Origin of the sequence: Ensifer sp. R-19 (assembly GCF_049905105.1) — a bacterium.
Taxonomy (GTDB): domain Bacteria; phylum Pseudomonadota; class Alphaproteobacteria; order Rhizobiales; family Rhizobiaceae; genus Ensifer.
The window spans coordinates 1,374,306-1,393,772 of record NZ_CP184570.1; the positions used below are offsets into that span (position 1 = coordinate 1,374,306).

General features: G+C 64.0%; 16 protein-coding genes. 9 read left to right on the forward strand and 7 right to left on the reverse strand.

Annotated elements, in window-relative coordinates:
* Positions 1-25: 25 nt before the first annotated feature.
* Complete coding sequence (locus ACN9MO_RS25615) at positions 26-997, reverse strand: quinone oxidoreductase family protein (protein ID WP_112994097.1); 972 nt, start codon at positions 995-997, stop codon at positions 26-28.
* 183 nt (positions 998-1,180) lie between these two features.
* On the opposite strand from ACN9MO_RS25615, the gene ACN9MO_RS25620 reads away from it, so the two are divergent.
* A complete protein-coding gene (locus ACN9MO_RS25620) occupies positions 1,181-2,050 on the forward strand; it encodes a LysR family transcriptional regulator (RefSeq protein WP_112994096.1) in 870 nt (289 codons plus the stop codon).
* A gap of 67 nt (positions 2,051-2,117) precedes the next feature.
* Here ACN9MO_RS25620 and ACN9MO_RS25625 read toward each other — a convergent pair whose 3' ends face one another.
* Complete coding sequence (locus tag ACN9MO_RS25625; RefSeq protein ID WP_113480190.1) at positions 2,118-3,158, reverse strand: dipeptidase; 1,041 nt, start codon at positions 3,156-3,158, stop codon at positions 2,118-2,120.
* Between the two features lie 244 nt (positions 3,159-3,402).
* Between ACN9MO_RS25625 and ACN9MO_RS25630 the strand changes: the two genes are divergently transcribed.
* Positions 3,403-4,923, forward strand: a complete 1,521-nt coding sequence (locus ACN9MO_RS25630; RefSeq protein ID WP_112994094.1) for a serine hydrolase domain-containing protein — start codon at positions 3,403-3,405, stop codon at positions 4,921-4,923.
* Positions 4,924-5,010: 87 nt separating this feature from the next.
* Entirely contained in the window at positions 5,011-5,910 is a 900-nt protein-coding gene (locus tag ACN9MO_RS25635) for a LysR family transcriptional regulator (protein ID WP_112994093.1), read from the forward strand.
* Positions 5,911-5,934: 24 nt separating this feature from the next.
* On the opposite strand, the gene ACN9MO_RS25640 is transcribed toward ACN9MO_RS25635, so the two are convergent.
* The 3 genes from ACN9MO_RS25640 to ACN9MO_RS25650 form a co-directional block, all read right to left on the reverse strand.
* Positions 5,935-6,801, reverse strand: a complete 867-nt coding sequence (locus ACN9MO_RS25640) for a D-amino-acid transaminase (RefSeq protein ID WP_112994092.1) — start codon at positions 6,799-6,801, stop codon at positions 5,935-5,937.
* 72 nt (positions 6,802-6,873) lie between these two features.
* On the reverse strand, positions 6,874-7,932 hold the full coding sequence (locus ACN9MO_RS25645) for a P1 family peptidase (protein WP_112994091.1): 1,059 nt from the start codon (positions 7,930-7,932) through the stop codon (positions 6,874-6,876).
* A 211-nt stretch (positions 7,933-8,143) separates the two neighbouring features.
* Complete coding sequence (locus ACN9MO_RS25650; protein ID WP_112994090.1) at positions 8,144-9,082, reverse strand: AraC family transcriptional regulator; 939 nt, start codon at positions 9,080-9,082, stop codon at positions 8,144-8,146.
* Between the two features lie 107 nt (positions 9,083-9,189).
* Here ACN9MO_RS25650 and ACN9MO_RS25655 point away from each other — a divergent pair, with 107 nt between their 5' ends.
* The gene (locus ACN9MO_RS25655) at positions 9,190-10,392 is read left to right on the forward strand and encodes an MFS transporter (RefSeq protein ID WP_113480189.1); all 1,203 of its coding nucleotides are present in this window, start codon (positions 9,190-9,192) and stop codon (positions 10,390-10,392) included.
* 103 nt (positions 10,393-10,495) lie between these two features.
* Here the strand turns inward: ACN9MO_RS25655 and ACN9MO_RS25660 are convergent, their stop codons facing one another.
* Entirely contained in the window at positions 10,496-11,599 is a 1,104-nt protein-coding gene (locus tag ACN9MO_RS25660; RefSeq protein ID WP_063891504.1) for a DUF930 domain-containing protein, read from the reverse strand.
* A 321-nt stretch (positions 11,600-11,920) separates the two neighbouring features.
* Here ACN9MO_RS25660 and ACN9MO_RS25665 point away from each other — a divergent pair, with 321 nt between their 5' ends.
* The 4 genes from ACN9MO_RS25665 to ACN9MO_RS25680 all read left to right on the forward strand — a co-directional run bounded on the left by ACN9MO_RS25665 (position 11,921) and on the right by ACN9MO_RS25680 (position 16,534).
* A complete protein-coding gene (locus tag ACN9MO_RS25665; protein ID WP_057255473.1) occupies positions 11,921-12,964 on the forward strand; it encodes an amino acid ABC transporter substrate-binding protein in 1,044 nt (347 codons plus the stop codon).
* Positions 12,965-12,984: 20 nt separating this feature from the next.
* A complete protein-coding gene (locus tag ACN9MO_RS25670) occupies positions 12,985-14,175 on the forward strand; it encodes an amino acid ABC transporter permease (protein ID WP_058327354.1) in 1,191 nt (396 codons plus the stop codon).
* The gene (locus ACN9MO_RS25675; protein ID WP_057255472.1) at positions 14,172-15,245 is read left to right on the forward strand and encodes an amino acid ABC transporter permease; all 1,074 of its coding nucleotides are present in this window, start codon (positions 14,172-14,174) and stop codon (positions 15,243-15,245) included. Before ACN9MO_RS25670 ends, ACN9MO_RS25675 begins: the two co-directional genes overlap by 4 nt.
* Before the next feature lie 80 nt (positions 15,246-15,325).
* A complete protein-coding gene (locus ACN9MO_RS25680; RefSeq protein WP_057255471.1) occupies positions 15,326-16,534 on the forward strand; it encodes a TIGR03862 family flavoprotein in 1,209 nt (402 codons plus the stop codon).
* Positions 16,535-16,607: 73 nt separating this feature from the next.
* On the opposite strand, the gene ACN9MO_RS25685 is transcribed toward ACN9MO_RS25680, so the two are convergent.
* On the reverse strand, positions 16,608-18,422 hold the full coding sequence (locus tag ACN9MO_RS25685; protein WP_112994089.1) for an ABC transporter ATP-binding protein: 1,815 nt from the start codon (positions 18,420-18,422) through the stop codon (positions 16,608-16,610).
* 576 nt (positions 18,423-18,998) lie between these two features.
* Between ACN9MO_RS25685 and ACN9MO_RS25690 the strand changes: the two genes are divergently transcribed.
* On the forward strand, positions 18,999-19,232 hold the full coding sequence (locus ACN9MO_RS25690) for a hypothetical protein (RefSeq protein ID WP_425988235.1): 234 nt from the start codon (positions 18,999-19,001) through the stop codon (positions 19,230-19,232).
* Positions 19,233-19,467: the final 235 nt, after the last annotated feature.

Sequence of the window (19,467 nt, forward strand, 5' to 3'; positions counted from 1 at the left end):
GCCCGACAGGTCGAGCCACCCAACGCTAAGGCAACAGCACCATGGCACCCGTCGTCCGGCGTCCCTCGAGCCGGCGATGCGCCTCGGCCGCCTCCGAAAGCGGCAGACGCGCGTGGACGGGGATCTTGACCGCGCCGCTCGCGACGACGTCGAAGAGATCCTTGCTCATGGCAAGCACGTCCTCGCGGCGTGCCAGGTGCGCCGGCAGCAGCGGCCACGTGGCGTAAAGCGATCCTTTTATCGCCAGCGTCGTGATGTCGAACGGCGGGATCGGGCCGGAGGCGGCACCGAAACTGACGAAGTGACCGAAGGGGCGCAGGCTGTCGAGCGAACCTTCGAATGTCGCCTTGCCGATGCCGTCGTAGACGACATCGACGCCCTCGCCTTTGGTGATCTCGCGGACATGGTCGGCGAAACCCGAACTGCTGTAGTCGATCACGTGGTCTGCGCCATTGGCCCGCGCCAGCCTGGCCTTTTCAGGTGAGCCTACGGTGCCGATGACCGTTGCGCCGAGGTGCTTCGCCCATTGCGTCAGGATAAGGCCGACGCCGCCGGCAGCCGCATGGACGAGGACGGTGTGGCCAGCTTCGACACGGAAGGTGCGGCGCAGGAGATATTGCGCCGTCAGGCCCTTCAGCATCATCGCCGCACCCGTCTCGAAGTCGATATCGTCAGGTAGATGCACGAGGAAATGGGCCGGCACATTGTGCTCTTGCGCGTAGGCGCCGAGCGCCTCGGCATAGGCGACCCGATCGCCGGGCTTGAAGCCTTCGACATCAGGCCCGACCGAGATCACCTCACCCGCCCCTTCCTTTCCGGGGATGAACGGCAGTTGCGGTGGCGGGTAGGAGCCGCGGCGCAGGTAGACGTCGACGAAGTTGACGCCGATCGCCCGGTTGCGCACCCGGACCTCGCCGGGGCCAGGTTCGCCGAGTTCGACGTTTTCATAGGCGAGCACGTCAGGCCCGCCGTGCTGATGCACGCGGATTGCTTTCATGGATTTGCTCCTCTGGTTGGGAATCGTGGCCGCAGGGCCGTGGCAGTGCCTAGTCGATGGTGGGTGCCGGCTTGCTCGTCTTGGGCATGCGGATCGAGCGCTCCTTTGTTCTCACACCTGATAGATAGCCACACGGCAGTTCCCCGTGTAGACTGATATCGATGACAACAGAGTTCAAAGATTATGATATCTGATCAGATCGGCATCGACCTGCTGCGCGCCTTTGTGGCGGTCTGTCGACAAGGCAGCTTGAACCGCGTCGCTACCCAGACCGGCCGCACCCAATCGGCGCTCAGCATGCAGATGCGCCGGCTCGAAGATCTGCTCGGCCGCCAACTCTTCAACCGCACTGGTCGCGGCGTCGTGCCGACGCCCGAGGGCGAACTGTTCCTGGGATATGCGACCCGCATGCTGGCGCTCGGCGACGAAGCGGCCGCGCGGCTGCGACAGGCCGATCTCAGCGGTGGCGTGCGGGTCGGGCTTGCCGAGGAAGTGGCGACGACGGCGCTGCCCGAGGCTCTCGGGCGGCTGCGGCGCGGCTATTCGGAGATCCGGCTCGACGTGGTGGTGGAGCAGTGCGTAGCGCTCGGAAGGACCTGGCCCGAAGGTGAACTCGACATCATGGTCGTGCCGACCTCTGTGGTCACGGCCGACGCCCTCACCGCCTGGAACGTCGAACTGCAATGGGTCTGCGCCACGGACTATGCGTTCGACGAGACACGGCCGGTCGACCTCGTCGCCTTCGCAGCGCCCTGTCTTTGGCGCCGGCGCATGATCGAGACGCTGGCGGACCAGGGCCGGGAACACCGGATCACCTTTACGAGCCAGAGCATCACGGCGCTTCAAGCCGCAATCGAGAATGGGCTCGGCATCGGGTTGCTTCCACCAGAAGCCATGAGAGCGGGCACGATGCGGGCGCTCCCCGCTTCGTCAGGCGTTCCGAAGCCGCTTGCCGTCCAATACGGGCTTTTCGCCAGGGATCGCCGCACAGCCGTCGTCGATGCGGCGATCGGCGTGCTGCTCGAAGCCCTGCCGATCACATCAAGAACCTAGCGTTCCGTTGCCGCGTTGAAACGGCGAAAGGCGCGAACCGGTTGAAACACGCGGCTCCGGCTGGAGATCACGCGCCCCAGGTCGTCTCCAGCACGCGGATCCAGTTGCCGTGGCAGATCTTCGCAAGTGCGGCGTCGTCATAGCCGCGTGTGCGCAGGAGATCGACGAGCAGCGGCAGATCGGCCGCGCTGCGCATGGCGGCCGGGATCGTCGTGCCGTCGAAGTCCGAGCCGAGCGCGACGTGTTCGATGCCGATACGCTCGACGATGTAGTCGATGTGATCGGCGAGCAGCGTCAGCGGCGTATCCGGGTTCCTGACGCCGTCGGCGCGCAGGAACAGGACGCCGAAATTGATACCCGCGAGCCCGCCGGTATCCTTGATCGCGTCGAGCTGACGGTCCGTCAGGTTGCGGCTGTGCGGGCAGAGCGCATGAACGTTGGAATGCGACGCCACCAGGGGCGCCTGCGACAGCGCGGCGATATCCCAGAAGCCCTGCTCGTTCATGTGCGAGAGATCGAGCATGATCTTCAGCTCGTTGCTGGCGCGAACCAGATCCTTGCCGGCCTCGCTGAGGCCCGGACCGATATCGGGCGAAGAGGGAAAACGGAAAGGGACGCCATAGGCAAAGATGTTCGGCCGGCTCCAGACGGGACCAAGCGTGCGCAGGCCGGCGGCATGGAGCACATAGAGCGCGTCGAGATCGGCACCGACGGCCTCGATGCCCTCGATGTGCAGCACCGAGGCAAAGGCGCCCTTGGCCATGGCGTCGCGGATATCGGCAGCACTGCGGCAGATCTTCAGCCGCCCCTCGGACTGGCGCTCGATCCGCATCAACAGGCTCGCCATACCGAGAGTAGCTTCGAGAGCGGTTTCCCGATCGGGCGTCGCAAAGTCGCCGCTGCCGTCCTTGGCCAGGCCCGGCGAAGCCACGTAGACGGCACAGAGACCGCCGGCAAGGCCGCCCGTCTCCGCCTTGTCGAGATCGATGTGTCCGGTATCGGCGCCGTCGAGAAAGCGGCGTTCCGGCGCGCCGCCCGGCGAACGCCAAAGCCGCGACAGCACGTCGTTATGTCCGTCAAAGACCGGGATTTTCGCTTGGGTCGCCAATTCTGGATCGCCTTCTCAACCTGTTGTCCTGTGCGCGACTCATAGATAGTCGCGGACGGACCATAGACATTGGGTGCGGGAACCGCACCCTTTTTCCCTGCCGCCCTAGCCCAATGCAGCCATGCCGGGCAAATGCAAACCGTGCATAGGCCCTGCCGGAAATGGAATTGGCAGCGCATGCTGCTGTCGTGCTTAGTCAGAAAACGCGCGCGGCAACACCCCGCGAACAGGACGGAGAATGGACATGACGAAGCCGGCATCGCTGGATTGGCAAGCCGCCGAAGCAACCGCGAGACGCCTGACCAGACAATGGGCGGCGGACGAGCCGGGCGGCGGCGTCATCGGTTTCGACGCATCCGGAATCTGCTTTTCGCATGCGGGCGGCGTCGAGAGCCTCGCCACGTTTGCGCCGTTCACGGTCGACAGCGTCGTGCGTTATGCATCCCTCACCAAGCACGTCTTTTCGGCAATGGTGCTCGCGCACAGCGATCTGATAGGCCTCGACGATCCGCTCGGCCAACACCTTCAGGAATTGCGTTCGCCGCTTGCCGAAGTGACGGTTGGACAGGCGCTCGACATGAGCGGCGGCCTGCCGGATACACGCGAATGCCTGTCGCTACTGGGCCTTTCCGTCTACACGGAAACCAAGGCCGGAGCGCTGCTCGATTACATTTCGCGCCTTGAGCGGCTGAACTTCGCGGCAGGCACCGAGGTCTCCTATTCGAACACCGGCTATCGCCTCGTCGAAGCGGCGTTGGAGCGCAGGGGATTCGGCTTCGACGATTTCGTCCAGCGCGAGCTCTCAACGCCACTCGGTATCGCGCTGAAGGCGCCGGACGTCTGGAACGACCCGGTGAAGGACCTCGTTCCCGGCTATTGGCACTCCGGCGAAAGCTGGCAGCTTTCCGCCGCCGGCCTGCACATTTCCGCGTCGGGTAGCCTGACCGGCAGCGCTCGGGCGCTCGCCACTTGGCTGCAGGCCCTGCTCGGCGACGAAGGTCGCTTCGCCGGTCTTCTGCAGAAATTGCAGGCGACCCGGTTTCTTGCCGACGGGCGACCGACGGGTTACGGCCTGGGCCTGCGCAAGTCCTGGCTCGGCCCGCGTGAATTCGTCGGCCACGGCGGCTCACACCCCGGCTACAAGACCTATTTCCTGCTCGATCCCGAAACACACGCCGGCTTCGTCGTCGTTTCCAACCGCGAAGATACCAACGGTTACAAGATAGCGCTCGAAAGCATGGCGGGGCTCACCGGGCTCACACTACCGGCTCCCGTGACCGATCTCGGCGACGGTCTCTACGTGACGGAGACCGGCCCCTGGTGGATCGAGATCAAGGGCAGCACCTGCACCTATCTCGATGCCGACGAGACGCTCTATGACGACGGCGAAGGCTGGGTCTCGTCGCGCTCTGCCTCATCACCCCTGCGGCTTCGCCGGGATGGTTCCGCCCTTGTCGGCGAAGTCGGCCATGCCGCAAGGCGCTTCCTTCCGGCGGCGGCGCATGAGCCGGTTCCGGCGTCGCTTTCCGGTGTCTGGCACTCGGACGAGGGCGCGGAATTCACAATCGAGAACGGCACGGTCTTGATGGGCATCGGCCCTGTGCGTCAGGCCATGACGCTCAATGCACTCGGCAACGGCCGCTTCCTGTTCACCTTGAACGACGGCCCGTGGGTCAAGCGCATCTGCCTGCATATGCTTGCGCCCGACCGCCTCGAACTGGTTTCGAGCCGCGCCCGCATGATCGAATATCGCCGCCGCGCCTGATTTTTCTTGATGACACGTGGGCGCTGCCGCAAAGAAGCCTGTCCCGCGGCGACTGGCTGAGCGGACTGGACTTCCGGAGTGCATGTCGTGGAAATCAAATGGCTTGAAGACTTTCTGGCACTCGCCAGCACGCTGAACTTCTCCAAGGCGGCGGACGAGCGTCACGTCACCCAATCCGCTTTTAGCCGCCGCATCCGGCAATTGGAGGCCTGGCTGGGCGCAACGCTCGTCGACCGGGCGACCTATCCTTCGCGCCTCACCGAAGCCGGCGTGAAATTCGTACCGGTGGCGCAGGAAACGCTGAAACAGCTTTATCAGGCGAGGCGCAATCTCCAGCAGGAAGAGGGCTCCGACGCCCGCACCATCAAGCTGACGGCGCTGCACACGCTCTCCTTCACCTTCTTTCCGGAGTGGATGAGCCGCGTCAACGCCAAGATCGGCCCGCTCTTCTCCAGGCTTCGTCCGGACTCCGGCAGCATGGAGGAGAACCTCAACTCGCTCGTGGACGGCGAATGCGACTTCCTGCTCACCTACGCACACACCCAGGTTCCGCACCTGCTCGACCCACAGGCCTTCGAGCATCGCGTGCTGGGTCATGAACGCATCCTTCCGGTCTCGGCCGCCAGCAAGACAGGTGCGCCAAAGCACCTACTCGAAGGCGGGGCGAAGCCCTTTCCGCATCTGAGCTACGAGAAGTTGTCCTTCTTCGGCCAACTCCTCGACGAGCTGATAAGCCCCAATTTGCCGCCGGCGCAAAGGGTGCACGAAGGCAGCATGTCCGTGGGATTGAAAGCCATGGCCGAAGCCGGCTGGGGCATCGCCTGGGTTCCCGAGAGCCTGATGACGGACGAATTGGCGAGCGGCTCCCTGGTCCGGGCAGCCGAGCCTCGCTGGGACATCAGCGTCGAGATCCGCCTCTATCGCGCCAGGGAGAACCGCCGCCCGATCGTCGGGCGTGTCTGGCAGAGCCTTGAGGCTGTCGCCTAGGCGACAACCCAGAAACGGCGCAACCTAGATCGCCGTCCGCCGTGCGTGCTCCAGATAGAGCTCGCGCAGACGCTTGACGATCGGGCCTGGTGCACCTGAGCCAACAGGCTTGCCGTCGATCCGGGTGATCGGCGCGACGAAATTCGAGGCGCTGGTCAGGCAGGCTTCGCGGGCGTTCAACGCCTCGTCGAGCGTGAACGGCCGTTCCTCGAGCGTCAGCCCCTGTTCGCGCGCCAGCGCCAGTGCGGCAAGCCGCGTGCAGCCCGGCAGCGTCGCCTGGCTGTTGCCGCGGGTGACGATGCGGTTGTCCTCGGTGATGATATAGGCGGTGGAGGAAGCGCCTTCGGTGACAAAGCCGTCTTCGATCATCCAGGCCTCGTCGCAGCCTTCGGCCTTAGCGATGCGCTTGGCGATCACCTGCGGCAGCAGGCACACGCTCTTGATGTCGCGGCGTGCCCAGCGCTGGTCGGGCACGGTCTTGATCGAAAGGCCTTTCTCCGTCGCAGCGACGCCCACCAGTGTCTTCTCCTGGGTGAAGAGCAGTAGCGTCGGCTTGATATCCTCCGAGAACAGGAAGTTCCGGTCTTCGGCGCCGCGGGTGAGCTGGAGGTAGACGATGCCTTCGACAAGATCGTTGTCTCGCACCAGCCGCTTTTCAATCGCGACGATCTCCTCGGTCGACACCGGCAGCGGCACATCGATTTCACGCGCCGAGCGTTCCAACCGGGCCATATGCGGCGCGCTGTCGATCAGCTTGCCGTCAAGAACAGCGGTCACCTCATAGATGCCATCGCCGAAGAGGAAGCCGCGATCGAAGATTGAGAGGCGCGCCTCGTTCTCCGGCAGAAACTCGCCGTTGAGATAGACTGTACGAATGGGCAGCTGGGGCATGGGGGCTCCGTAAGAGTTAGGTTTGGTGTGCAGCCGTGGATCGCCACACCGCTCGCGATCCAGGCGCAATGATCACGGCTCGCTCAGGGCGCGAAGCCTTTCGAGCGAGATCGCTTCGACCGTGCTCGGCTTGCCGTTCGCGGCGTTGAAGCCGTGCGTCGTTCGGGCCATGGTCAGCGAATTGAGGATGGCCTCCTCGGTTGCCTCGATGGCCGCCTCGAAGAGCGGCGACATCAGGTCGTTCGGAAGGTCCGGGTAATCCGCAATCGCTGCCCGCCGTGCCTTCGTTCGACGAACGGATGGCGCCGTCGAGAAGGCAAGCGCATAGTCGCCGGAGCCGTTGCTGAGTGCTGCCCCAGTGCGGGCAAGGCCGCCAAAGCCGCGCTCGGCGAGACGCTTGAGATTGCGCGCGGAGAGCGGCGCGTCGGTGGCGATTACGATGACGATGGATCCATCCCGGTCGTGTGCCGCCGGCGCATCATAGGCACGACCGCAGACGGTGAGCCGCCCGCCATAGTTGGATTGAACGAGCACGCCGAGCGTGAAGATTTCCCCGGCCGCGTTGACGCGGCGCGAACTGGTTCCGATGCCACCCTTGAGGCCGAAGGCCACCGTGCCGGCGCCGGCGCCGACAGCACCCTCCTCCACGGCACTAGTCTTCGCGGCGCCGAGGGCCGCGCCGATCTCGTCGATCGTCGGGCGGCCGGCACGAATGTCGTTGAGGCGGGAATCGTTGGTCTCGCCGACGACCGCGTTCAGCGACACGACCTTCTCGTTGCCCGGTTGCGCCAGCGTCCAGCGGTTGATTGCCTCGATGGCCCGTCCCGTCGCCAGCGTATTGGTGAGAACGACGGGTGTTTCCAGCTCACCGAGCTCCTCGACCTGGGTGGATCCTGCGAACTTGCCGAAGCCGTTGAGCACCGCAAGCGCCGCGGGCACCTTGCCCTGAAACAGGTTGCCGCCATGCGGCAGGATGGCGGTCGCGCCGGTGCGGATGCGATCCCCCTCGACGACGGTGGCATGACCGACCGCGACGCCCTCGACATCGGTAATGGCATTCAACGGGCCGGGTTCATAGACGCCCGGCCGGAAGCCGAGGTCCCGAAGTCGCAAGCATTTGATATCTACCATTTTTTCCGTCATTTCCTTGCCCGTCGACCCGATCGCGAAACAGACGTTTCGTCGCGGGGCACCCTACCTTTATCGTTGGCAAAACGGCATCTCAAAAATGGAATAGTTTCATGAGTAGCCTGCAACGCCGGCGGATACATCGACGGCCCGGGATCATGGCGCAAGGGCCGATCGCGCCGTCAAGTTCTGAGACGTCAGCGCGCGGCGCAGGTCACGAAGCGGCCTGCTCCATCGCCGAGGTGAGGCTTCGCGAATGACTTGGCGGTGCACCCATGATCTTGCGGAAGGCGCGGCTGAACGAGGCCTCGGAATCGTAGCCGAGGCGGTTGGCGACATGGGCCACGCGCTTTCCTTCACGCAGCCACTGATGCGCCTGGTGCATGCGCATGCGCGCCACGTAGCGGGCCGGCGTCTCGCCGACCGTATCGGCAAAGCGCTGGGCAAAACCCGAGCGCGATGCGCCCATGAGCTTTGCCAATTCCGGCACCGACCAGTCCTTGGTCGGATCGAGATGGATGGCGGCGAGAACGCGGCCGACTTCCGGATGGCGGACCGCGGCAAGCCAGCCGGTCGCCGTGCCGCACCCATGCTCCACCCAGGCGCGGATGATCGTTGCAGTCAACACGTCGGCAAGCCGCGCCAGGATGCCGCCCGAGCCGACGCGTTGCATCGCCGCCTCACGCGTCATGGTATCGAGCAGCGACGGGATCGACGGTTCGCTCGAGGCGAGATCGCTGGTGCGCATGACCGATGGCATGAGTTGCAGCAGAGGATGAAGCCGATCGACGTTGAACTGCATCACCGCGAAAAACAACAGGTTCTGGCTGTCCGAATTGGGGCACTGCACATCGACGATGCCATCGCAAAGCTGCCGCTTCGGCAGGTCGCGGATCGAGATCGCCGGAAGGCCGGGCTTGCTGGCAAGCACATGGGCGTCGCCGCGCGGTAACAGCACGGCATCGCCCGGCGCAAGCTCCATCCAGGCGCCGTCGGGCGTTTGCAGATGGGCGGAACCGGATGCGAGAAAATGAAAACGGGCAGGTTCCTGCGCGGGATAGGAGGTTGCCCATGGCGCACAGGGTTGGCAACGCCCATATTCCACGCCGTCGAGCCTCAGGCCGCGCAGGATGTCAGTGAGCGCATCAGTCATGGACCACTCCAGCTTTGGACAAACGGCATAGTGTTTTGGATTTTCTAGCATAGAAACTCCAGTTGGCCATGCATATTTTCATCCGAACCACAATGGAGATGAAAGTCATGGATGGTATTGTCGCCAAGCCCACGGGACATGCGGATGAGCGAGAAAAGCCCTTGTGGGCGGCCGTCGTGTCCCTGTCGCTTGGGGTTTTTGGCTTGGTCACGGCGGAATTTCTGCCGGCAAGTCTTCTGACGCCGATGTCCGCCGATCTCGGCGTCACCGTCGGCGCGGCCGGTCAGTCGGTCACCACCACGGCCGTCGTCGCGGCCATCGCCGGTCCGGCGATCGTCGTCTACACCGGGCGCTTCGACCGGCGGGACGTCCTTCTGACCCTGACCGCCCTTCTGGTGATTTCGAGCCTGATCGCTGGTTTTGCCTCAAGTCTTCCGATGCTGCTTGTCGCGCGCTTGCTGCTCGGCATCGGGCTCGGCGGCTTCTGGGCGCTGTCGCTGGCGCTCGCCATGCGGCTCGTTCCCGCCCGGCTGATGCCGCGGGCGATGGCGATCATCATGTCGGGTGTGTCGATCGCGACGGTCTGCGCGGCCCCGGTCGGCGCCTGGATCGGCGCGACGCTCGGCTGGCGTTATGCCTTCCTGCTCGCTGCCGGCGTCGGCATCGTCACCTTCATCGTGCAGGCGCTGACGGTTCCCCGCCTTCCGCCTGTCGGGACGACCGGCCTCAACACGATCCTCAACGTACTGAAGCGTCCGGCGATCCGGCTCGGCCTTGCGACGATCCTCTTGGTCGTCACGGGTCACTTTGCCGGCTTCACCTATGTTCGCCCGTTCCTTGAGCAGGTGCCGCAGTTCGGTGTCGAGGCGATCACGGCGATCCTGCTCGCCTTCGGTATCGGCGGATTCTTCGGCAATATTGCCGGCGGGTTCCTGGCCGAGCGCAGCACGCGGCTGTCGATGATGTCGGCCGCAGCCGGCGTCGCTGTCACCACTCTGACGCTGGCGCTTGCCGGCGTACTGCCCGCCGTCGCCATTGTTGCCACGGCCGCCTGGGGCTTCGCGTTCGGCGCGCTGCCGGTCAGTGTGCAATCGTTCCTGAGCCGCGCCGCCGGCGACGAGGCCGAAGGTGCGGGAGCAGCAACGCTCACGACGTTCCAGATCGCCATTTCCACAGGCGCGATCCTCGGCGGCCTTCTCGTCGAACTTCAGGGACCCGCAGGCGTCTTCCTTTTCGCCGCGGTCGCAGCAATGCTCGGCACGTCGCTGGTCTCCGTCTATCGCGAACGGACGCTGCAGGCTGCGGAGTAGCCGACCAAGATCAGGGCGGGAGTGGCAACTCGCACCTGCGCCTGCCGGGCCTTAAGGGGTTCGGCAGGCAAGAAAAGTCAACATCCGGATCCGCTCTGGAGTATCAGTTCCCGGGAAGACGACGCTCCCTCCAGCTTGTCTTCGGCACCGCGTCGCCAATGGCGATGCTGAAGGAGGTCACTTCTGTCGCCTCTTCATTGACGACGCATTTGAAATCGACGTCGTACCAATTCGCTTTGCTCTGATAGGCTCCGCCGCTCGCGTCCATCCGGTTCTTCGAGATGAAGCCGCCTTTCGGTCCGAAGGGCACCAGCCCTTCCGGCGGGGTATCCGGTCGTTGGCTGCGGATCTGCTCCAGCGCCTCGAGATTGCACAGTTGCAGGATGCGCCTCTTGACCGGCAGGTTGATCAGCGCCTGTTTCACCCGCGGGTCAGCAATCGACTTTGCCGAGTACAGTTCTTTTGCTTCGGTCATCTTGCTCGGAACCGGCTTGAGTTCGACCTTTGCCGCAGCATCGGCCGGCTTTGCCTTTGCGGTCTCCTGTTCCGACTTGACCTCCTGCGGCTTGGCCTGAGGCGTTTCTTTTGGCTCAGGCTTCGCCTCGGCCACCGTCGAGGCGGCTTTTTCATCCGCCTTCTGTGTGGCGTTCTCGGATGACTTTGCGGGCACAGCCAGAGCCGACAGGGGTTTCGGCTCTTTCACCGGTTCCTTCTTCTCCGCCGGGGGCACCTTTGGCGGCTCGTCCGCTGGCTTTGCCTTGTCGTCCACCGCCTTTGCCGGCTCGGACGTTTCGGTCTTTTTTACCGTGTCCCGTGCAGCCGGCGGCAGCTCGGCCTCCTTGTTGTCCTGCTTGGTCTTGGCCATGGCGGAGGCGAAGGACTGCGGTAACTGCTGCGCCGGCCTGGGTTCCGGCTTCGACTTCGGCTCTGGCTTCGGTTGGGGCTTGGGCTTGGCTTGCGGCTTCGGTTGCTCGGCCTTCTTCTCTTCGCCCTTTTTCGGCCCTGCCTTCTTCTGTTCGGCCTTTTTCTCCTCCTTCGCCTCAGGGGGAGGAACGAGCTCAACGTTGACGGTCTGCTCTTTCGGAGGTTTCGGCAGTTCGAGCGGCAGATCGAACAACAGCAGAAAAACGACGATGAGATGCAGGGCGACCGATGTCGGCGCGCCCCATCCTACCCGTTTCCACCATTTTTCCGCAAAGAGCCGCATCGCCAACGAGATAAACCAATCGATCGGCGGAACCTAGGAACTTCCGCCGATCTCAACAAGAGGTACAGCCCTGGAGTGCACCGGGAGGCCCGGTCGCGCAGCTTCAGGCGAGCGGACCGCGCGCCACGCGCGCAAGCCAACCACCCGCTTGTCAAAAACGTTCCCGGCGAAAACGAGGCGGCGAAATCTGTTTCGGGCCGCGCGTCAATTTCGCACAAAAATACCTATTATATAATTTCTATAGATTTAATTATTTCAGCACGCATCGGGCGCTTCTGCCGTGGATGCGCAGTGACATTCCTTTATGGCTTGGGGGCCTTCATGCAGCGACATTTCACTCACCGAAAACTTTTCACAAAAGCCTTTGCCGCGACGGCAGCGCTGGCGGCCGGCCTCATCGCCACGTCAGCGCTTGCCGGCGAAACGCTCGACAAGATCAAGGCGCGCGGCGTGATCAAGGTCGGCGTCGGTACCACGCCGGGTTTCTTCTCGCCCGATAGCAGCGGCCGCTGGCAGGGCTTCTTCGTCGATTTCGGCCGCGCCATCGCGATCACCGTCTTCAACGACGCCGAAAAGGTCGAGTTCACCAACTCCTCGCCGCAGCAGCGCCTGCCGGCGCTGCAGTCCGGAGAGTTCGACATCCTGCTTTCGGGCGTGACCCAGACCGTCAGCCGCGCCTTCAAGCTTGGCTTCCATTTCGGTCCTGTCGTTTTCTACGATGGCCAGGGCCTGCTGGTTCGCAAGGATCTTGGCGTCAGCAAGGGCGAGGAACTCGACGGCGCGACCATCGGCGTCCAGAGCGGCACGACCGGCGAGCTCAACATCGCCGACTTCTTCCGCAAGACGGGCAAGGCCTTCACGCCGGTCACGATCGAAGAAACCGGCGAGTTCCTGAAGGCGCTCGACAGCGGCCGTGTCGATGCGCTCACCCAGGACGCGACCGACCTTGCCGCTAAGCGCACGCAGCTTTCGAAGCCCGACGATTACGTGCTTCTGCCGGAGCGTCTGTCGAAGGAACCGCTGGCGCCGGCAATTCGCGCCGGTGACGACCAGTGGCTCGAAATCGTCAACTGGACCGTCTATGCGACGATCCAGGCCGAGGAATTCGGCATCACCAAGGACAATGTCGATACGTTCCTGAAGAGCGAGGACCCTGCGATCAAACGCTTCCTCGGCGTCGATCCCTCGCTTGGGGAAGCGATCGGCCTTGATCCGAAGTTCGCCTACAACATCGTCAAGACCGTCGGCAATTACGGCGAAATCTTCGAGCGCAACGTCGGCAAGGGCACGGCCCTTAACTTCGAACGCGGCTACAACCAGCCTTGGACCGCGGGCGGCCTCCTCTACTCGCCGCCGTTCCGCTGAGCCGCTTCATGGTTTTTCCCATGACACGCCATAGCCGACCGGGCCCTTCGGGGCCCGGACCTGTCTCGCGGCTGCGCACCTGGATCGGGCCGCTGCCACTGCTGCAAGGCCTGCTTTTCGTCGTCGTGCTCCTGCTCTTCGCATTCCTGGGTCAGAACACCGCCGACAGCATGCACCGCATGGGGCTGACGCCGGGCTTCGCCTTTCTCTCTCACCAGGCGAACTTCGAGATCGGCGAGAGTCTGCTCTCCTATTCCGCCGGCGACAGCTATGCCCGCGCGCTTGGCGCCGGCATTGCCAACACGATCAAGGTCGCGGTCGTCGGCTGCCTGCTTGCAACCGTGCTCGGCGTTGCGCTCGGCATCGCGCGACTCTCGGGCAACCTGCTGCTGGCCAGCTTCGTTCACTCCTATGTCGAGCTTTTGCGCAACACGCCGTTGTTGCTGCAACTCTTTCTCTGGAGCGCCATCATCCACGCGCTGCCGCCGCCGCGCGGCGCCTATTCTTTCCTCGGCAGCATCTATCTCAGCAATCGTGGCGTCTATCTTCCCTCGCTTTCGGTCGAAGGCTTGCCAGCGGTGGTCTGGCTTTCGGTGGTGGTGCTGGCTGTCCTCGCCGCGCTCGTCCTGTGCCGTCGCCTGTTTGCAGGCTCAGCCTTCTATCTGCCGAAGTCGGCCGGTGCTGCGCTCGGGGCGCTTGCCCTCTGCTACCTCACCCTCACCTCCCTAGGTTTCGCGGCCTCTGTCGAAATCCCCGCCAAGGGCGGCTTCAACATTCGCGGCGGCCTGTCGCTGACACCCGAGTTCGCAGCCCTGCTGATCGGCCTCGTCGTCAATGCCTCGGCCTCGATCTCCGAGATCGTGCGCAGCGGCATCCAGTCGGTAAAATCGGGTCAATGGGAGGCGGCCCGGGCGCTCGGGCTGAAACCCGCTCAGATCCTGCGCCTCGTCGTGCTGCCGCAGGCGCTTCGGGTGATTACGCCGCTAATGATTTCCAGCTTCCTGGATCTGACCAAGAATTCAAGCCTCGCGGTCGCGATCGGCTACCCGGACCTCGTCAGCGTCGCCAACACGACGGCGAATACGACAGGACAGGCGCTGGAGGCGATCATTATCATCGCCGCCGTCTACCTGACCATCAGCCTTGCGGTTTCGGCCGTCATGAACCTCTACAACCGCCGCGTGGTTCTGCGCGAGGAAGGAAAGCGATGAGCCAGATCGAACTTGCGCCGCCCGTCGCGCCCGACTGGCACCGTTGGCGCGACGGCCTCTTCAGCGGCTGGGCCAATGGCCTCGTCACGCTTGCCACGCTCGCGGCGATGCTCTGGCTCGCACTTCCCTTTTTCCGCTGGGCCGTCGTCGATGCCGTGTGGTCCGGCACGTCGGCCGATTGCGCAACAGAGACGGCCGGCGCCTGCTGGGCCTTCGTCGGTGCCAAGTTTCGATTCATGCTCTTCGCCTTCTTTCCGCCCCCGCTGCAATGGCGACCGGCGTTGGTGCTCACTCTCATCACGGCGCTGCTCACGGTCTCTGCCCTTCCCCGCTTCTGGAGCTTCCGCCTGGTACCGGTCTGGCTGCTGGCCCTTGTCGTGATCTGGCTGCTGATGGCGGGCACAGCCGGCATGGAACCGGTGTCGACCAATCATTGGGGCGGATTGCCGATCACGCTCACCGTCTCGATCGCCGGCCTCGCCTTCGCCTTCCCGATCGCGCTGCTGCTGGCGCTTGCCCGCCAATCGGACATGGGCATCGTGCGGTGCCTGGCAATTGCCTTCATCGAGGTGCTACGCGGCGTGCCGATGATCGCCGTTCTCTATGTCGCCATGCTGATCGTGCCGATGGCGCTGCCAAGCGGTGCTGCCATCGACAAGCTGCTGCGCGCCCAGATCGGCGTTACCCTGTTCTTCTCGGCTTATCTCGCCGAAGTCATCCGCGCCGGCCTGCAGGTGATCCCCTCCGGGCAGAAGGAGGCGGCCTTATCCCTTGGCCTCAGCCGGATCCAGATGCTGCGGCTGGTCGTGCTGCCGCAGGCGCTCATTGCCGTCATCCCGGCAATCGTCAACCTCTCGATCGGCATCGTGCTCAACACCTCGCTGCTCGCCGTCATCGGCATCTACGATCTCCTGAATGCCGCCAAGACTTCGGCGACCGACCCGATCTGGCTCGGCTTCTACAGCGAGGCCTATATCTTTGCGGCGCTGGTCTATTTCGCAATCTGCTTCACCGGTTCGCGCTACAGCCTCTGGCTCGAGCGGAAGCTCAACGCTTCCAATCGCCGCTGAGCGCACGTCGCGCGGGGTTGCGCGCCGCGCGCCGCCGGGCCAAGAGTGCGGCGACATGGAATCTGTGACCGGGCAAGCGCATGGGACAAAAGAACATCGCCATTGTGGGCGGCGGGCCAAGCGGGCTGATGGCGGCGCAGGGGTTGGCGGAGCGCGGCCACGCGATCACCGTCTACGACAACATGCCAACGGTCGCGCGCAAGTTCCTGCTCGCCGGAAAATCCGGCCTGAACATTACCCATGCCGAACCCTACGCCGTCTTTGCCGAACGCTTCGGTGACGCCTCGCCGCGGCTGCGCGCGGCGCTCGATGCCTTCACGCCCGACGAGATAAGGCAATGGGCGGCAGATCTCGGAACCGAAACCTTCGTCGGCTCGTCGGGGCGTGTGTTTCCGGAGGTCATGAAGGCGTCGCCGTTGCTGCGCGCTTGGCTCAAATCGCTGGAAGGTCGTGGGGTCCGGACCCTGACCCGACATCGTTGGACAGGCTTTGAGGGCAACGAGCTCGCCTTCGACACACCTGATGGCAAAAAGCTTGTGAGTGCCGATGCGACATTGCTCGCACTCGGCGGCGCGAGCTATCCCCGCCTCGGATCGGACGCCGGCTGGCTCCCTTGGCTGCAGGAGAAAGGTGTGGCCGTCGCCAGTTTCCAACCCGCCAATAGCGGCTTCGACGTCAACTGGAGCGAAACCTTCCGCGACCGCTTCTCGGGTGCCGCCCTCAAGGGTGTCACCGCCACATCCGCGGCCGGGACGGTTCCTGGTGAATTCGTCGTTTCGAGGAACGGCATCGAAGGCAGCCTTGTCTACGCCCATGCGGCCGCCCTCAGAGATCGGCTGGCGCGCGGCGAAGAGGCCGACCTGGTGGTCGATCTCACGCCGGGAAGAAGCGTTGCGAGACTGGAAAAGGACCTTGGCCGCCTCGACAGCAAGACCAGCTTCTCAAACCGCCTGCGCAAGGGAGCCGGGCTCGAAGGCGTGAAGGCCTCCCTGTTGCGCGAACTGGCGCCCGGAGCCGCCCGGATGGGTCCACCTGATCTCGCTGCCTTGATCAGGGCGCTGCCGATACCGCTGTTGCGCCCGCGGCCGATCGCCGAAGCTATCTCTTCGGCAGGCGGAGTTCAGTGGGATTCGATCGACGAAAGCTACATGCTGAAGGCACTGCCCGGCACCTTCGTTGCGGGAGAGATGATCGACTGGGAAGCGCCGACCGGGGGCTATTTGCTGACCGCCTGCTTCGCCACCGGCCGTGCCGCCGCCCGCGGCATCGACCGCTGGCTCAGCCGATAGATCGATAGACTTTCGCCGCACCCGGTAAAGGCGCGCGGCGAAAGGACTTGAAGGCGCCTTCAACAGGGGCGGCTTACTGGTCGTTCAGCACCAGACCCTTGGTCAGTTCCAGCGCCTGGCGCTCGAAGAGACCGCGGTAGATGCCGCCGTCGAGGCGGATCAGCGCGTCATGCGTGCCCTCTTCGGCGATCCGCCCATGATCGAACACCAGCAGCCGGTCGAGCGCCCGCACCGTCGACAGCCGGTGGGCGATCACCAGCGTCGTGCGTCCGAGCATCAGCCGCTCCATCGCCTGCTGGATCAGCACCTCCGATTCCGAGTCGAGGCTCGAGGTCGCCTCGTCGAGGATCAGGATCGGTGCGTCCGCCAGGAACGCACGGGCGATGGCGATGCGCTGCCGCTCGCCGCCCGAGAGCTTTACCCCGCGTTCGCCCACCAGTGTGCCGTAGCCCTTCGGCAGGGACGTGATGAAGTCGTGGGCGCTCGCGAGCTTCGCCGCCTTCTCGATCTCGCTCTGCGTGGCGTCCGGTCGCGCATAGGCGATATTCTCCGCCAGAGAGCGATGGAACAGGATTGGCTCCTGCTGGACGATCGCGATCTGCTGACGCAGCGACGTCTGCGCCACCGAAGCGATGTCCTGACCGTCGATCCGGATCTGCCCGGATTTCAGGTCGTGCAGACGCTGGATCAGCTTGACGAAGGTCGTCTTGCCCGAGCCCGAATGCCCGACAAGACCGACGCGCTCGCCCTCCCGGATCGTCACCGAGAACCGATCATAGAGCGGCTTGCGGTGTGCACCGTAGTGGAACGTGACATCCCTAAACTCGATGCGACCATCGGTGATCCGGATCGGCTTGGCGTCCGCCTTGTCCTCAATGCCGAGCGGCTGGCCATGGATGTCGACGAGCTCCTCCATGTCGTTGATCGAGCGCTGCAGGTTGCGGATATGCTGCCCGACTTCACGCAGGTAACCCTGCAGGATGAAGAACGAGGTGAGCACGAAGGTGATGTCACCGGCCGTTGCCTGCCCGCGCGACCATAATAGCAGTGCAAAGCCGATCACCGCCGCGCGCAGGATGAGCAGCATGGCCCCTTGCGTCGTGCCGTTGGTCGTGCCACGTATCCAGGTGCGGCGCGTGCGGTCCCGCCACTTCGCAAGGACCTTGGCAAGACGTGCGTCCTCACGGCCTTCGGCGCCGAAACCCTTGACGACGATGTTGCAGCTCACCGCGTCGGCCAGCGCACCGCCGAGTTTTGTATCCCATCGGTTGGCAAGGCTCGCCATCGGCGCGACATAGCCAAGCGACAGGAGGATCGTCACGACGATGAAGACGATCGAGCCGATGCCGATGATGACGCCCATCATCGGCCAGTAGAACGACATCAGTACCGTCGAACCGACGAGCATCACGACGGACGGGAAGAGCGCGACCAGCAACGTGTCGTTCAACAGGTCGAGTGCCCACATGCCGCGCGTCACTTTGCGCACCGTCGAACCGGCAAAGCTGTTGGCGTGCCAGTCGGTCGAAAAGCGCTGGATGCGGTAGAACGCTGCCGACGCGATGTCGGCCATCATTTTGAGCGTCAGATCGGTGACGCCCAGGAAGGTGAAGTGCCTGAGTATGATCGCGCCCAGCGAGAGCGCCATCAGCATCCAGAATGCCGCGATCGCCGCATTCCAGGCAAGCTGATCGGCTGCCCCACCGGAGACGATGGCGTCGACAAGCCGGCCGGAATAGAGCGGCGTCAGGACGTCGGCGAGCGTCGACAGCAGAACCATGCCAAGGATGACGCTGATCCGCAGCGGCTGCCGCTTCCAATGGACCCAAGTAAAACCAAGAACGCTGCGGAACGCACCGCCGCGCAGATCGAAACGAGTAAAAGCCATAACGATTGCCCGATGCCCGTGCATCGGCCTCAAAACTGATTTAAAACGGAGTATGCCGAAAAAAGGAACCCAGCTTCCGATGCGGCATCATTGGTTTGGCAGCGTCCTCCGGGGAGGAAGGGCCATGGTCAGCGAAACGAACTCCGACCTGGAAAAGACGGAAAGGCGAAGGTGCCCTTCTGCGTCCAGCTCAGAACTGTACGCCGCCCCGTAGGGAGAAAGAAAAAGCTGGCATCTTTTGAAACCTCCCTGATTGGTTGCCGGATGACGACCTATAGGCGAATCGGGCGCAACCGCCAAGTGCAGAAATCTTGCCATGGCGCCAATCGTCGCGGCTGCGGCCGGTTTGCAACAGTCGCTGGACGCAGATCGCGAACGTCGAGAACGCCGCGCCCTGCCGCGCGGCGTTCCAATCCTCGAGCAAGGTCAGCCCTTGCAATGCTCGGCGTGAGCCTTAGAAGCTCACCTTGAGCTTGGCGTTGACGCCGTGGTCGGAGACGCCCGACGCAATCTGCCCGGTGTAGTTGACGCCGAAGGTCGCGGCAGTTCGACGTCGCGATCATCTCCGTCAGCGGCATAGACCAGGACCGCGACGTCGGCGACGACGACCATGCCGAAGTCGCCGCCGTCTCGGCCGCCATGCAGCAAGCCGCGCGCGTGATCCTGGCGGTCGACAGCAGCAAGTTCGGCCGGCGCGCGCCGGTGCGCCTTGCCTCGCTTGCCGATATCGATGCGCTTGTGACCGATGAATTGCCGGACGGGCGTCTCGTCGCCTTGCTGCGCGAACATGGTGTCAGCATTCACTGCTAGCCGTGCCCCGTAGCTTGTCAGGTTTCCAGACGGGGGCTTGAAACTCTTACGGCGGCACCACACATAGACGTCAACGGATTGCCCGTGGAGCCCGAGGGATAACCGAAGGCTCCCGGCACGGCTCGCGCGAAAACGCTGACCACGGATGTACTGGCAGTGTGACGCAGCGAACGGGAAAAGGTCGGCCTTGCCGGCCTTTTTTGTTTGCGCCACCGCTTCGGCCCGATCGGAGGCT